The organism is Streptomyces sp. NBC_01669, assembly GCF_026339735.1.
Classification (GTDB): domain Bacteria; phylum Actinomycetota; class Actinomycetes; order Streptomycetales; family Streptomycetaceae; genus Streptomyces; species Streptomyces yanii.
In genome coordinates, this window is record NZ_JAPEQG010000001.1 from 5574918 (window position 1) to 5589554 (window position 14637).

General features: G+C 69.5%; 12 protein-coding genes and 1 rRNA gene. 8 read left to right on the top strand and 5 right to left on the bottom strand.

The annotated features are described in order from the left end of the window. Positions 1 to 56 precede the first annotated feature (56 nt). Positions 57 to 173 (top strand): 5S ribosomal RNA (gene rrf, locus OG972_RS25050). Between the two features lie 119 nt (positions 174 to 292). Here rrf and OG972_RS25055 read toward each other — a convergent pair. The 5 genes from OG972_RS25055 to OG972_RS25075 are packed head-to-tail and all read right to left on the bottom strand — an operon-like array spanning position 293 to position 5743. Then, entirely contained in the window at positions 293 to 1603 is a 1311-nt protein-coding gene (locus OG972_RS25055; protein WP_266990699.1) for a DUF58 domain-containing protein, read from the bottom strand. Positions 1604 to 1613: 10 nt separating this feature from the next. After that, complete coding sequence (locus tag OG972_RS25060; protein WP_266984982.1) at positions 1614 to 2615, bottom strand: MoxR family ATPase; 1002 nt, start codon at positions 2613 to 2615, stop codon at positions 1614 to 1616. Further along, a complete protein-coding gene (locus tag OG972_RS25065) occupies positions 2612 to 3850 on the bottom strand; it encodes a DUF4350 domain-containing protein (protein ID WP_266984984.1) in 1239 nt (412 codons plus the stop codon). Before OG972_RS25065 ends, OG972_RS25060 begins: the two co-directional genes overlap by 4 nt. Further along, entirely contained in the window at positions 3847 to 4536 is a 690-nt protein-coding gene (locus tag OG972_RS25070; RefSeq protein WP_266984986.1) for a DUF4129 domain-containing protein, read from the bottom strand. The genes OG972_RS25065 and OG972_RS25070 overlap by 4 nt, the downstream gene beginning before the upstream one ends. Before the next feature lie 4 nt (positions 4537 to 4540). Then, positions 4541 to 5743, bottom strand: a complete 1203-nt coding sequence (locus OG972_RS25075) for a hypothetical protein (protein ID WP_266984988.1) — start codon at positions 5741 to 5743, stop codon at positions 4541 to 4543. A 140-nt stretch (positions 5744 to 5883) separates the two neighbouring features. Here OG972_RS25075 and mtnA point away from each other — a divergent pair, with 140 nt between their 5' ends. From mtnA to OG972_RS25110, 7 genes are all read left to right on the top strand, one after another. Next, entirely contained in the window at positions 5884 to 7026 is a 1143-nt protein-coding gene (gene mtnA / locus OG972_RS25080; protein WP_266984990.1) for an S-methyl-5-thioribose-1-phosphate isomerase, read from the top strand. A gap of 4 nt (positions 7027 to 7030) precedes the next feature. Next, positions 7031 to 7720 (top strand): two-component system response regulator MtrA, encoded by a 690-nt coding sequence (mtrA, locus tag OG972_RS25085; RefSeq protein ID WP_198549456.1) that lies wholly within the window; start codon positions 7031 to 7033, stop codon positions 7718 to 7720. A 1-nt stretch (position 7721) separates the two neighbouring features. Beyond that, positions 7722 to 9746: an MtrAB system histidine kinase MtrB gene (gene mtrB / locus OG972_RS25090; RefSeq protein WP_266984997.1), complete on the top strand. Its 2025-nt coding sequence runs from the start codon at positions 7722 to 7724 to the stop codon at positions 9744 to 9746. Continuing rightward, on the top strand, positions 9736 to 11601 hold the full coding sequence (locus tag OG972_RS25095; protein ID WP_266984999.1) for an LpqB family beta-propeller domain-containing protein: 1866 nt from the start codon (positions 9736 to 9738) through the stop codon (positions 11599 to 11601). The genes mtrB and OG972_RS25095 overlap by 11 nt, the downstream gene beginning before the upstream one ends. Positions 11602 to 11941: 340 nt before the next feature. Next, positions 11942 to 12673, top strand: coding sequence for a ComF family protein (locus OG972_RS25100; RefSeq protein ID WP_266985001.1), 732 nt, complete (start codon positions 11942 to 11944; stop codon positions 12671 to 12673). Positions 12674 to 12995: 322 nt separating this feature from the next. Further along, complete coding sequence (gene raiA, locus OG972_RS25105) at positions 12996 to 13685, top strand: ribosome-associated translation inhibitor RaiA (protein ID WP_266985003.1); 690 nt, start codon at positions 12996 to 12998, stop codon at positions 13683 to 13685. Between the two features lie 185 nt (positions 13686 to 13870). Beyond that, entirely contained in the window at positions 13871 to 14623 is a 753-nt protein-coding gene (locus tag OG972_RS25110) for a response regulator transcription factor (protein WP_266985005.1), read from the top strand. Positions 14624 to 14637: the final 14 nt, after the last annotated feature.

A 14637-nucleotide genomic window follows, 5' to 3' on the forward strand; every position in this document is an offset into this window, starting at 1 on the left:
GTTCTGAAATAACGAACGGCCGTGTTGTTGCCCGGTGTTGGTTAATTTCATAGTGTTTCGGTGGTCATTGCGTTAGGGAAACGCCCGGTTACATTCCGAACCCGGAAGCTAAGCCTTTCAGCGCCGATGGTACTGCAGGGGGGACCCTGTGGGAGAGTAGGACGCCGCCGAACAATCATTCCGGGAAAGCCCCGCACCTCTGGTGCGGGGCTTTTCTGCGTTCACGGACAGGTGGCAACCACGCACGGCTCCTCATGGTGAGGGCGTGGTGTGGTTGGCATGCATTGTTGGATCAGAGCCGGCCGGCTCCCTTGAGGGCCAGGTAGGCATCGGCGAGAGCCGGGGCCAGATGGTCCGGGGTGGCGTCGACGACCACGACGCCATGGCGCTGGAGCTGCTCTGCAGTGCGCTGCCGCTGAGCTTTGGCCTGGGCCGCCGCTGCTGCCTCGTAGACCGCGTCCACCGTGCCCCGGGCTTCGGCCATCTGCTCGATGTGCGGGTCGGCCACGGCAGCCACCAGCACCGTGTGGCGCTGAGTCAGCTGGGGGAGGACGGGGAGCAGACCCTCCTCGATGGGAGCCGCGTCCAGACTGGTGAGGAGCACGATGAGAGAGCGACGAGGGGCGCTTGCCAGGGCAGCGGCGCTGAGGCCTCGGGCGTCCGTTTCCACCAGCTCAGGTTCGAGTGGTGCCATTGCAGTGACCATGGCCGACAGGACTTCACCCGCGGCGCGTCCCTGAACTTGGGCACGGATGCGACGGTCATACGCGAGCAGGTCCACACGGTCGCCGGCGCGTGTGGCGAGAGCGGTGAGGAGCAGCGTTGCGTCCATTGCAGCGTCGAGGCGGGGCACATCACCGACTCGGCCCGCCGAGGTGCGGCCGGTATCAAGGACGATGAGGATGTGGCGGTCCCGCTCGGGGCGCCACGTACGGACTGCGACGCCCGATTGCCGTGCCGTTGCCCGCCAGTCGATGGAACGGGTGTCGTCGCCGGGGACATAGGCGCGGAGGCTGTCGAACTCCGTGCCTTCGCCGCGGGTGAGGACGCTGGTGCGTCCGTCCAGTTCACGGAGCCTGGCGAGGCGGGACGGCAAGTGCTTGCGGCTGGTGAACGGCGGCAGTACGCGCACCGTCCACGGAACTTTATGACTTCCCTGCCGGGCTGCCAGGCCCAGTGGCCCGTAGGAGCGTACGGTGATGCGTTCGGATCGGCGGTCGCCGCGGCGAGTCGGACGCAGGCGCGTGGTGAGGCGGCGACGTTCACCTGCGGGGATGTCCAGCCTGTGGCGGGACGCCGCCTGTTCCGTACCTGTGAGCCAGCTGCTGGGCGGCCACGCATCGCGGAGATGGGCACGCAGGCGCCGACGCGACGCGTTGGTTACGGTCAGTTGCACTTCTGCGCCATCGCCGAGTCGAACGGTTGTGTCACCGGATCGGGTGAACTGGAGCGTTCGCACTGGCGCGGCCAGGGCGTAGTCGCACAGAATTGCTAGGGAGAGCGGGGCATTGACCGCGAGCATGCCCGTCCAGCTCGGGGCAAGGATGCCTACAGGGAGTGACCCCAAGGCGGCGAGCAGTGCTGTTCGTCCGGTGAGGGCCACGGTCACTGCCTCATCGGGGTACGGGGACGTGGGCGAGGACTGCGGTGATGACGGAGTCAGGGGTGACTCCTTCCATCTCCGCCTCGGGGCGCAGGTGGATGCGATGGCGGAGCGTGGGGAGTGCCAGGGCTTTCACGTCGTCCGGAATGACGTAGTCACGGCCGGTCAGCCAGGCCCAGGCGCGGGCCGTGGAGAGCAAGGCGGTAGCACCTCGGGGGGAGACCCCGAGGGAGAGCGAGGGGGATTCACGCGTGGCACGACAGATATCGACGACATAGCCGGCGATCTCGGGGGAGACCGTGGTCTTGGCGACCGCGGCGCGGGCAGATTCCAGGTCGGCGGGACCCGCGACGGGGCGGACACCTGCTGAGACCAGGTCGCGGGGGTTGAAGCCGTCGGCATGACGGGTCAGGACATTGATCTCCTCGTCACGGGACGGCAGTGGCACCGTCAGCTTGAGGAGGAAGCGATCGAGCTGGGCCTCGGGGAGGGGGTACGTGCCCTCGTACTCGACGGGATTCTGAGTGGCCGCAACCAGGAAGGGATCCGGCAGGAGGCGAGGGGTTCCGTCGACGGTGACCTGTCGCTCCTCCATCGCTTCCAGGAGCGATGATTGCGTCTTAGGGGGAGTGCGGTTGATCTCGTCGGCCAGGAGGAGGTTGGTGAAGACCGGGCCGGGCTGAAAGGAGAACTCAGCTGTACGGGCGTCGTAGACCAGCGAGCCGGTGACGTCGCTCGGCATCAGGTCGGGGGTGAACTGGACGCGCTTGGTATCGAGCTCGAGTGAGGCGGCGAGGGCGCGGACCAGGAGGGTCTTGGCCACACCGGGAACGCCTTCGAGGAGGACATGGCCTCGGCAGAGCAGCGCGACGACGAGGCCGGTGACGGCGGGGTCCTGGCCGACCACGGCCTTGGCGATCTCGGAGCGCAGGGCTTCCAGGGATGCGCGGGCTGCGTCGTCGTTCCCGACGGTCTCGGTGGTCCCGGCGGGCACTGGGGGCGGGGCGCTCATGAAGTGCGTACCTCTCTTTCGAGGGTGTCGAGTTGGTCTGCCAGACGGACAAGGGCGGCGTCATCGGCCGGAGCCGTGCCGAACAGCACGGTGTCGAGGCCGCCTTCGATGGTGCTGAGGCGTGCGGAGACGGCGGGGAGGAGCACCTCGGGGGAATGAGCATTGCGGGGTGAAACCCCGAGGAGCGGGGCGATACGGGTGCGAGTGGCGGAGCGCAATGAGGAGGCGGCCCGGTCGCGGGCGTTCGCCTTGCGGTAGAGGCGGGCGCGGCCCTCGGTGGATTCGGAGGCGCGAATGGCCACGGGCAGCCGTTCGGTGACCAAGGGGCCCAGACGACGGGCGCGCCAGATGGCGGCGAGCACGGCGGCGACTGCGAGTTGCAGGGTTCCCCACAGCCAGCCCGACGGGATCAGGTCGGCGAAGCTGCGGTCGTTGTCGGCGCCTTCGCTGCCTGTGCTGTCGTCAGTGTCTCCGCTGTTCCCGGTGGCAGAGGGATCAGCGAGCGAGGGGAGGTACCAGACCAGATGTGGGCGGGAGCCGAGGAGTTGCAGAGCCAGGGAGGCGTTGCCCTGGCTGTCGAGACGGCTGTTGTACAGGAAGTCCGCGGAGCCGAGAAGGGCGGTGTCGCCGGAGGCCTGCTCCTGGACCACGAGCAGGGTGGGGAGACCCCCGCTGGGGTAGCAGGCGAGGGTTTCGAGGCCGTCCGCGGTGTAGCGGAAGCCTCCCGTGTCGGCGTTGCCCGCGCTGTGGGCTGCGGGCAGCAAGCACTGCGGTGCACGGGGGGCAACCGGTCCCGTGGACGTCGTGCGGACACCGGGGGCCAGTGTGTCCACGGACGGGGGACCTGCCGCGAGGAGGACAGTGCGGCCGGCCGAGTCGGCGGTCGCGGCGCGGAGTTCGCGCTGCTGGCCCGGTGTCAGCAGATCGGGGGCGGTGACGAGCAGAGTGGTGTCCGGGCCGACCGCGGTGGTGGCCTCCTCGAGTGTGGTGGCCACCCGTATGGAGACGCCGCGGTCCTTGAGGAGTTCGGCGACGGCCCGGCTTCCGTGCTGGTCGGCGGAGCGCGGGTCGAGTCGGCCGTGCTGGGCACCGGAGTGTGCGGTGGCCAGGACGATTCCGGCTGCTATGAGAAGGAGAAGGGCGAGCACCAGACCGCGGGTGCGGGTCCAGACCTGGCGCGGGGTGGGGGAGACCGAGGTAGGGGGCGCGATGGAGGTGGCAGTGGGCGCGGTCATTCAGCCGCTCCCCGGGCCGTGGTGGTCAGCAGGGGCTTGGCGTTCTCGAGGTCGAGGTCAAGGTCCCGCACCGTCAGATACGCCTGCCGGTCGGTGTTCCGGCCGCCGTATGTGATGGCGTCGAACTCCCGGGCGGCGGCGCGGAGGGGCAGCGCGTGCGTAGGCAGCGAGTGGCCCGCCTCGGCGGCGGCCTCGTCGGCGGTGCGGCCGGGGCGGGTGTCGAGCAGGGCGCGTTCCTCCAGCGAGCGGACGATGGCGCGCATGCGTTCCTGGACGGCCTCGTCCCAGCGGTGGGCGGCAGCGTGTGCCTCGGCGGCGGTCCGGTGCTCGGCGGCGCTGCGGGGGCTGTCGTCGAACAGGGCGTCCGTGGGGCGGGCGGTGCGCTGCGGGGTGCCCAGCCGCCACCAGAGGGCGGCGGCCAGGCCGACGACGACCAGTACGAGGACGATCAGCCCGAGCGGTCCGCCGGGTGCGGTGTCCGAGGCTGCGGAGAAGAGATCGCCGAGCCACTCCCAGAGGCGGTCGAGACCGCGCTGGAGGAGGTTCGGGTCGTTCTCGTGGTACATCGGTTTGGACAGCTCGTGCCTCGCCGCCTCGCGGGCGGGCACGCGTGGAGTGTCCACCGGTATGTCGCTGCTCGCGTGGATCAGCAGTCGTGCTCTTGTCGCGCCCCCCGCCCCCGACACGGCATCAGCTCCTGGTGTCGTAGCCGGGCAGGCCTGCGGCCCGCGCAAGTTCGAGGTCGAGTGCCTCGCGACGGATGCGCCGGTCCACGTAGAGCAGGGCCATCACACCGGCGGAGAGCGGGTAGGTGATCGTCGAGATGATCACCTCGCCGATACCGGAGATGATCAGGAACGGCCAGCCGAAGTCGGTGGGCTGACCGGTGAGGAACGCTCCCATCCCGTTGCCGTCCATGATGATCGCGATGAGGCCGAACGGGATTGCGATGATCAGGGTCACGATGAGCGTCAGCAGCCAGGTGAGGAGCAGGATGCCGAACGTCCGCCACCAGGCGCCCCGCACCAGCTTCGCGGAGCGGCGCATCGAGACGGTGATCGACTGCCGCTCCAGCATCAGCGCCGGCGAGGCGAGGCAGAAGCGGACCATCAGCCAGACGATGACGGCGGTGGCGGCCAGAAATCCGAGGAGGGCGAGAGCGACGCCCGCGGTGGAGCCGATCAGCACGCCGGGGAGCACGCCCACCGCCATGATGGCGGCGGTCATCAGGGTCAGGACCAGGGTCAGGCCGAGCAGCTGAAAGAGGCGGGGCCGGGCCTCGGCCCACGCTTCGGAGAGCGTGACGGAGCGGCCCACCACCGAGCGGCTGATCACGACAGTGAGCATGGAGGTGGTGAAGAGCGTCGCGATCAGGGTGACGAGCGTCGACGGCGCGCTGTAGATCAGGCTCGACTGCATGGAGTCGGCGGCCTGGCGGAGTGCCTCTGTGCCGGTTGCGTTCGGGTCGACCGAGGCGGGTTCCGGCAGCAGATAGCGCTGCACGAGGATGATCGCGACCTGGGCGATGACGGAGACGGTGAGGGTGATGCCGAGAACCGTGCGCCAGTGGGCGCGCATCGTGGACACCGCACCGTCGAGGATCTCTCCGACGCCGAGTGGGCGGAGCGGGATGACACCGGGCTTTGCGGCAGCGGGCGGCTGACCCCAGCCGACTGTCTGCGGCCTGCCGCCCCAGCCGGGGGCGGGTGGCGGTGCGCCGGGGCCGTTGCCGGAGGTGCTCGGTGGGGACCACTGCCCTGCCGGCGGCTGCATGGAAGACCAGTTTTCCGCAGGGCCGCTGCCGTCGATGGGCTCGGAAGGCCGGGGGACGCCCGCCTCCTGGCCGTCGGAGGGGGCGGATCCGGGCGAGGCCCAGCCCGGAGTGTCGTTCATTCTCGCTCCTTCACGGTCCTGTCCGCTCATCGGGGCGGCAGGTTGGCAGCCATCGTGCCACGCGTCGCTCCGGTACGGGCCGGGTGCTCCATCACCGTCTTACCTTCATTTGTGGGCGGCTCACCGTGCAGACTGGGCGGATGGCTGATCAGGACGCGCAATCGCCGGTGGGCATCGAGCCTCCCGCGCTTCCCTCCATCCGCTGGGCCGGGCCACCGGAAGGCCCTGCAGTGGTGCTTCTCGACCAGACGCGGTTGCCCGCCGAGGAGGTCGAACTGCTGTGTACGGATGTGCCGGCGCTGGGGCGGGCCATTCAGACGCTTGCCGTGCGCGGGGCGCCGTTGTTGGGCATTGCGGGGGCCTACGGGGTCGCTCTGGCCGCGATCCGGGGCGACGACATGGCAGAGGCTTCGGGGCTGTTGGAGCGGGCGCGGCCCACCGCGGTGAACCTCGGGTACGGGGTGCGGCGCGCGGCGGGGGCGTACTGGGCGGCGCTGGACAGGGGCGAGGACGCGCAGCGGGCGGCCGCGGTGGCCTTGGCGGAGGCCGAGGCGCTGCACCGGGAGGATGCCGAGGCCAGTCGGCGCATGGCGCAGTACGGGCTCGCGCTCCTCGAAGAGCTGCTGCCCGGCGGTGGGCATCAGCTTCTGACCCACTGCAATTCGGGGGCGCTCGTCTCGGGCGGTGAGGGCACGGCCTTTGCTGTGGCGCTCGGGGCGCACCGGGCGGGACAACTGCGACGGCTCTGGGTGGACGAGACGCGACCGCTGCTTCAGGGGGCCCGGCTGACCGCGTACGAGGCGGCGCGCAACGGGATGGCGTACAGCCTGCTGACGGACAATGCCGCGGGTTCGCTGTTCGCCGCGGGGGAGGTGGATGCCGTGCTGATCGGGGCCGATCGCATTGCTGCGGACGGGTCCGTGGCCAACAAGGTCGGGAGTTATCCGCTGGCGGTGCTTGCCAAATACCACCACGTGCCGTTCATTGTGGTGGCGCCGACCACGACCGTGGATCTGCAGACCCCGGACGGGGCATCGATCATCGTGGAGCAGCGCCCCGGACAGGAAGTGACGGAGCTCACATCATCCCGGATCGGGGTGGGTGGGGAAGCGGGCGGACTGCCTGTCGCACCGCCGGGAACCCAGGCGTACAACCCCGCATTCGACATCACGCCGCCGGAACTGATCACGGCGATCGTCACGGAGGAGGGTGCAGTTTCCCCGGTCACGGGGGTCGGGCTGGCAGAGCTGTGTGCCAGATCATCGCAGGTAACGATTAGCTAATGGGATGATGTCGATTATGAAGGGACGCGTCCTTGTCGTCGACGACGACACCGCACTGGCCGAGATGCTCGGGATTGTGCTGCGTGGTGAAGGGTTCGAGCCGTCGTTCGTAGCGGACGGCGACAAGGCACTTGCCGCATTTCGAGAGGCCAAGCCGGACCTGGTCCTGCTCGATCTCATGCTGCCCGGACGGGACGGCATCGAGGTCTGCAGGTTGATCAGGGCCGAGTCGGGTGTGCCGATCGTCATGCTCACTGCCAAGAGCGACACCGTCGATGTGGTGGTGGGCCTGGAGTCAGGGGCCGACGACTACATCGTCAAGCCGTTCAAACCTAAGGAGTTGGTTGCCCGGATCAGGGCACGTCTGCGCAGGTCCGAAGAGCCGGCACCGGAACAGCTGACCATCGGGGACCTCGTCATCGATGTGGCCGGTCACTCGGTGAAGCGGGACGGGCAGTCGATCGCCCTGACCCCGCTGGAGTTCGACCTGCTGGTCGCGCTCGCCCGCAAGCCGTGGCAGGTCTTCACCCGTGAGGTGCTGCTCGAGCAGGTGTGGGGATACCGCCACGCCGCCGACACCCGGCTGGTGAATGTGCATGTCCAGCGGCTGCGTTCCAAGGTCGAGAAGGACCCGGAGCGGCCGGAGATCGTGGTGACCGTCCGAGGCGTCGGTTACAAGGCCGGACCGAACTGACATGTCCCTGGGTAGCGCTGCCCCGAAGCCCGGGGAGCCGGGAGTCCGTACGGGGCGGGCTACCGGTTCCGGACACAGGGCGTCCGCGTTCGGGCGTCTTCTGCAGGGCGGCCGGTTGTTCCACGACCGGGCGCCCGGCGGTCCTGTGCCGCGACTGCTGATGCGCTGGGTGCGGCGTCCGCTGCTGCCCGCCGTCCGGCTGTGGCGGCGCAACCTGCAGCTGCGGGTCGTCGCGGGCACGCTGCTCATGTCACTCGGTGTCGTGTTGCTGCTCGGCCTGGTCGTGATCGGGCAGGTCCGCAACGGCCTGCTCGACGCGAAGGGCAAGGCTGCCCAGACGCAGGCCGCCGGCGGTTTCGCGGCGGCCCAGGACAAGGCGAATGCTCCGCTCACCCCCGGTGGGCAGGGCGGTGACCCCGGGGACGGCACGACCGCCAACAACTCGTGGCGGACGGAGCTCGTCGACCAGCTCGCCAGCGGCGGCAAGAACGCCTTCAACGTGGTGGCGCTCAGCGCCGACGAGGGCACCCGTGCGCCGCGCGGCTCGGGCAGTGTCGAAGCGGCCAGCATTCCGCAGAGCCTGCGGGAGGCGGTGGACAAGGGGCCCGGGGCGTTTCAGACGTACTCCCTGATCCGGTACGCGAACGGGCAGGAGTCGCAGCCCGGGCTCGTCGTCGGCAAGCGTCTCTACGACATCGACCACAACCCGTACCAGCTCTACTACCTCTTCCCGCTGACGCAGGAGGAGAAGTCCCTGACCCTGGTCAAGGGCACGCTGGCGACCGCAGGACTGTTCGTGGTCGTGCTGCTCGGTGCCATCGCCTGGTTCGTGGTGCGGCAGGTCGTCACCCCCGTGCGGATGGCTGCGGGGATCGCGGAGCGGCTCTCCGCGGGCAGGCTCCAGGAGCGCATGAAGGTCACCGGCGAGGACGACATCGCCCGGCTCGGTGAAGCCTTCAACAAGATGGCCCAGAACCTGCAGCTGAAGATCCAGCAGCTGGAGGAGCTCTCCCGGATGCAGCGACGCTTCGTCTCGGACGTCTCGCACGAGCTGCGGACGCCGCTCACGACCGTACGGATGGCCGCTGATGTCATCCACGAGGCACGCGTCGACTTCGATCCCGTGACCGCGCGCTCCGCGGAACTGCTCGGCGATCAGCTCGACCGGTTCGAGTCGCTGCTCTCCGATCTGCTGGAGATCAGCCGGTTCGATGCGGGTGCCGCGGCGCTGGAGGCCGAACCGATCGACCTGCGACAGGTCGTACGGCGCGTGATCGGCGGCGCCGAGCCGCTCGCCGAGCGCAAGGGCACCCGGATCCGGGTGGTCGGCGACGAGCAGCCGGTGATCGCGGAGGTCGACGCGCGGCGGGTCGAGCGCGTGCTGCGCAATCTTGTCGTCAACGCCGTCGAGCACGGTGAGGGCCGGGACGTCGTGGTGCGGATGGGGGTGGCCGGAGGCGCGGTCGCCGTCGCCGTCCGGGACTACGGCGTGGGACTCAAGCCCGGCGAGGCGACCCGGGTCTTCAACCGGTTCTGGCGCGCCGACCCGGCGCGGGCACGGACGACCGGCGGTACCGGTCTCGGACTGTCGATCGCCGTCGAGGACGCCCGGCTGCACGGCGGCTGGCTGCAGGCGTGGGGCGAGCCGGGCGGCGGTTCGCAGTTCCGGCTGACGCTGCCGCGTACGGCGGACGAGCCGCTGCGCGGCTCCCCGATACCGCTGGAGCCCGAGGACTCGCGACGCAACCGGGACACCCGGGAGCGGCCCACGGATGTCGGTACGACCGGGAGTGAGCACAGGCTCACGACGGTGCCGACTCAGCCGGGCAGGCCGGACCGTTCGCCGCTGCCCGTACCCGCGCGCGCCCCCGCAGCTCCCCGGACGGCGCCGGCGTCGGTGAATCCGGCCGCCCTGCCGGGCAACGGCGCCCGTGTGGTCGCCCGCCCCGCCGAGGACCGGCCGGGCGACACCATCGACTCTGCTGCGCAGGACCCGGAGCGGGAGGACACGACTCGTGGGCGCTGACCGTCGTGAGGGCGGCCGTGGACGTGCGGTGGGGGTGGTCGCTCTGCTGGGATGCGGCGTCGTGCTGCTCTCCGCGTGCGGCTCGATGCCCGTCACCGGGGACATCAAGGCGGTCGACGCCTCGCAGCCCGGTGACTCCCAGGTACAGGTGTACGCGGTGGCGCCCCGCGAAAACGCCACTCCGGATGAGGTGGTCGACGGCTTCCTGGAGTCCATGACCAGTGACGACCCCGGCTTCCGGACGACCCGGAAGTACCTGACGAAGGAGGCGTCGCGCATCTGGAAGCCGAGCGCGTTCACCACGGTGCTCTCCAAGGCGCCGAACTACGGGAGCGATCGCCCGGTCCGCGACAGCGACCACAGCAGTACGGAGCTCACCTACACGCTCACCGGCGAGAAGGTGGCGACGGTCGACGCGCAGAGCGCCTACCAGCCCGTCGCGCCCGCGCGCTTCAACAGGAGCCTGCACCTGGTGCGGCAGACGGGCAGCAAGGAGTGGCGTATCGACCGCGTTCCGGACGGACTGATGCTCGGTCAGTCCGACTTCAAGCGGCTCTACCGCTCCGTCAACAAGTACTACTTCGCCACCGGGCCGGCGGCAGGTCAGCCGACGCTGGTCGCCGACCCCGTCTATGTGCGCAACCGGACGGATCCGATCACGGGGATGGATACCGTGACACAGACGGTGCGCAGTCTTGTCGAGGGACCGACCAACTGGCTGCGGCCGGTGGTCGATTCCCGCTTCCCCACGGGTACGGTCCTGCGCAAGGGCGTCACCGCGCTGGCGCCCGACGACCGCAACGTACTGAAGGTTCCGCTCAACAAGAAGGCGGACGGCGTCGGGCAGCGCTCCTGCCGCCTGATGGCCACTCAGGTGCTGTACACCGTGAGCGATCTGACGTCCGCCCGGGTCGAGCAGGTCGAGCTGCAGCGGTCCGACGGCTCGCCGCTCTGTGTCCTGGGTTCGGACCAGGCGGAGGAGTTCGCTCCGGACCGTTCCTCGGGCGGCTCCGACAGTCAGTACTTCGTCGATGCCAAGGGGCATGTCCAGTGCATCCCCGGGAGTAACAGGGGCAGCGGTGATCCGGAGCCGGTGGCCGGCCCGCTCGGTGACGGACCGGTACGGATGAGCACGGTCGGCGTGGCCCGAGACGAGCAGTTGGCGGCGGCGGTCTCGCAGAACAGCACGTCTCTGTACATCGCCTCCATCGCTTCGGCGGGTGCGCTCCCCGCGCCCGCCGTGACCAGCAGGGCGAAGAAGCCGGAGGACCGGTTGTCGGCGCCCAGTTGGGACGGACGGGGTGATCTCTGGGTGGCGGACCGGAATCCGGATGATCCCCGGCTGCTGCGGCTGGCCGGCGGTACGGGCCAGCCGTCGAAGGTCACGGTGCCGGACCTGGGCGGCGCGCGGATCGAGGCGCTGCGGCTGTCGGCGGACGGTGTCCGGATTGCGCTGCTGCTGACCGAGGACGGCCACACCACGCTGAACATCGGCCGGATCGAGCGCCATGGGGATCCGGACACCCGGCAGGACGTCTCCGTCGTGGAGCTGCGGAAGGCCGCGCCGCAGCTGGCGGACGTGACCGCGATGTCCTGGTCGGGCCGGACCCGCCTCGTGGTGGTCGGCAAGGAGCAGGGCGGCGTGCAGCAGGTGCGCTATGTCCAGGCGGACGGTTCGGCACCGGCGTCGGGTGTGCTGCCCGGGGCGAACCAGGTGTCGTCGGTCGCGGCGGCGGACGACGAGCAGCTGCCACTGATGGCGGACACCGAGGACGACGGGATAGTGAAGCTGTCGCCGGGGGACAACTGGCAGACGGTGCTCAAGGAGGGCTCGTCGCTGGTCTATCCGGGCTGAGAGCCTGTCGGGTGACCTCTGATCGGGCGTCCACGCCCTGGCACGCACGCTTCCCGCGTTGCCGAAATGTCCTAGTATCTCCTTCCCCAAGCTCTCAGCTTCGTTCGAGCAGGGGAGACCCCATCCGAGGACATCCCGCCGCCTTGGAATCGCACGCACCAGACCGCGTCCGCTATCCGATCGAAGGTCACCCGACAGGCTCTGAGCCCAGGTCCGGGGAGCCCCCGGACCTGGGGGCCGGGTGCCCCTGATCGCGTGCGGGCGGGCGCCCCTCCCGTTCGGGGCGGCTGCGTTGTCCACAGGGGTGGCCGGGTTCGTGCTGCGGGCGCACAGTGGAGTCATGCGGGGGTGGTGGCGGGAGATCGCCGGGCTGGTCCTGCCTGTGGCCTGCGGTGGCTGCGGCAGACCGCGGACCGAGCTGTGCGAGGACTGCCGGGCGGCGCTTCGCGGCGCGGTGCCGCGACGGGTGAGACCTGCGCCGGAGCCGGCCGGACTGCCGGTGGTGCATGCCGCCGCGGCGTACGAGGACGCCGTACGGGCGACGCTCCTGGCCCACAAGGAGCGTGGGGTACTGGGACTGTCGCGGGAGCTCGGCAGTGCGCTGGCGGGCGCGGTAAGGGCCGGGACGGGGCAGGCGGGGGGTCGGCCGGGACCGCTGCTCCTCGTGCCGGTCCCGTCGGCGCGGCGGGCGGTGGCGGCGCGCGGGCACGATCCGACGCGCAGGATCGCGCTGTCGGCCGCGGGCGAGCTGCGGCGCGGTGGCGTGCCGGCGCAGGTGGCATCCGTGCTGCGGCAACGGCGGCCGGTGGCCGATCAGTCGGGGCTCGGTGCCCGGCAGCGGCAGGAGAATCTGGCGGGCGCGCTGGAGGTGGTGGCCGGTGGCGAGCGGCTGGTTGCGACCGAACGGGTGGTGCTTGTGGACGACCTTGTGACGACCGGGGCCTCGCTGGCCGAGGCGGCACGCGCGCTCGACGCGGCGGGCCTGCGCGAAGACAAGGGTTCCGGAATGCGGCAGGCGGCCGTTGTTGCAGCATCTCCGTCCGCCTTCGAAATAAACCGGAACTGCCAATGAACTTTCATCGTTGCAGGTAGTGAGTGGGTAAAGCGCCCTGAACGGAGGTACGTGCGGGTAGCGGGTGCCGAGATCCGGCCAGGCAGGCTATGTTCGGTTGTGAGGAATGGTGAATGCCGGACCTCGACGAATGCACCCCCAGGTTTCGGGCAGGTAACCCACCGGTAGCCCAGAAGCTGAAAAGTCGGTGGGGTGGAGACCTCCCGGACGGGGGAGGAGGAGGTCGAAGCCACCGAGTCCGCGGCTCCGGCGATCACCGGAGCCTGGTGCAAAAGGGAGAAGCTCCGCCGCTGAGCGGAGCGATCCGGGAACGGAGTTCTGCGTGGACATCGTCGTCAAGGGCCGCAAGACCGAGGTGCCCGAGCGGTTCCGCAAGCACGTGGCCGAGAAGCTGAAGCTGGACAAGATCCAGAAGTTCGACGGCAAGGTGATCAGCCTCGACGTCGAGGTGTCCAAGGAGCCAAACCCCCGTCAGGCCGACCGTTCCGACCGGGTGGAGATCACGCTTCGCTCGAGGGGACCGGTCATTCGTGCGGAAGCGGCCGCAGCCGACCCCTACGCAGCGCTGGACCTGGCCACCGGCAAGCTGGAGGCGCGACTGCGCAAGCAGCACGACAAGCGCTACAGCCGCCGTGGCAACGGCCGGATTCCCGCTGCCGAAGTCGCCGAGACCGTGCCGGGTGCGGCGTCGTTCAACAGCGAGGGTGACCTCGCCGGCGGCGGCGAGGGAGAGTCCGTACCCACCACCAGGATCGGCTCGCTCGAGGTGCAGGGCGAAGGGCCGCTGGTGATGCGCGAGAAGACGCACGTCGCGGCACCGATGCTGCTCGATCAGGCGCTCTACGAGATGGAGCTGGTCGGGCACGACTTCTATCTGTTCGTCGATGCCGAGACGAAGGAACCCAGTGTCGTCTACCGGCGGCACGCCTACGACTACGGTGTCATTCATCTGCGGACCGACCCGCTGGCCGCTGACGAGGCGGGCGGCGCGGGCGGTGCGCTCGGCGGCTGACGCCCCGCATCGGTGGTGCCCCTGGGGCGCAATCACGCCACCAGGGGCACCCGTGTGGGACCACAGGACCACCGCTCTGACGTCCAGGCATGGAATCATGACGTCCCAAGCCAATCGGTGCTCTGTGAACTGCCGTTGGCGGACAGTTTGTGAACTTCAGGCCGTGGCCTTCAGGGGGAGGAACGATGGCGGACACCTTCGGGCCCGTGCGCGATGCGAATGATGCCGACGACGCTGCCTGTGCCGATACCGGCGCGGACGCGGAGAGTTCCCGTAAGGAGCCGATCCGCGTCCTTGTGGTGGATGACCATGCGCTCTTCCGTAGAGGCCTGGAGATCGTCCTCGCCCAGGAGGAGGACATCCAGGTCGTCGGCGAGGCGGGTGACGGGGCGGAGGCCGTCGACAAGGCGGCTGACCTGCTGCCCGACATCGTGCTGATGGACGTACGGATGCCCAAGCGCGGCGGCATCGAGGCCTGCACCTCCATCAAGGAGGTGGCCCCCAGCGCAAAGATCATCATGCTGACGATCAGTGACGAGGAGGCCGACCTCTACGACGCGATCAAGGCGGGTGCGACCGGCTATCTCCTCAAGGAGATCTCCACCGACGAGGTGGCCACGGCGATCCGCGCGGTCGCCGACGGGCAGTCCCAGATCAGCCCCTCCATGGCGTCCAAACTGCTCACCGAATTCAAGTCGATGATCCAGCGGACCGACGAGCGCAGGCTGGTGCCGGCGCCGCGGCTCACCGACCGGGAGCTCGAAGTCCTCAAACTGGTTGCCACGGGCATGAATAATCGCGATATCGCGAAGGAACTGTTCATTTCCGAGAACACCGTGAAGAACCATGTCCGCAACATTCTGGAGAAGCTGCAGCTGCACTCCAGGATGGAAGCAGTGGTCTATGCCATGCGGGAGAAGATTCTGGAGATCAGGTGAATCGGGTATGCCGG

Bases quoted from the DNA above. Each gene is read 5' to 3' on its own strand.
- OG972_RS25060 (WP_266984982.1), bottom strand. From the start codon at position 2,615: ATGAGCGCCCCGCCCCCAGTGCCCGCCGGGACCACCGAGACCGTCGGG.
- mtnA (WP_266984990.1), top strand. From the start codon at position 5,884: ATGGCTGATCAGGACGCGCAATCGCCGGTGGGCATCGAGCCTCCCGCG.
- mtrB (WP_266984997.1), top strand. From the start codon at position 7,722: ATGTCCCTGGGTAGCGCTGCCCCGAAGCCCGGGGAGCCGGGAGTCCGT.
- OG972_RS25075 (WP_266984988.1), bottom strand. From the start codon at position 5,743: ATGAACGACACTCCGGGCTGGGCCTCGCCCGGATCCGCCCCCTCCGAC.
- OG972_RS25065 (WP_266984984.1), bottom strand. From the start codon at position 3,850: ATGACCGCGCCCACTGCCACCTCCATCGCGCCCCCTACCTCGGTCTCC.
- OG972_RS25100 (WP_266985001.1), top strand. From the start codon at position 11,942: ATGCGGGGGTGGTGGCGGGAGATCGCCGGGCTGGTCCTGCCTGTGGCC.
- OG972_RS25110 (WP_266985005.1), top strand. From the start codon at position 13,871: ATGGCGGACACCTTCGGGCCCGTGCGCGATGCGAATGATGCCGACGAC.
- mtrA (WP_198549456.1), top strand. From the start codon at position 7,031: ATGATGTCGATTATGAAGGGACGCGTCCTTGTCGTCGACGACGACACC.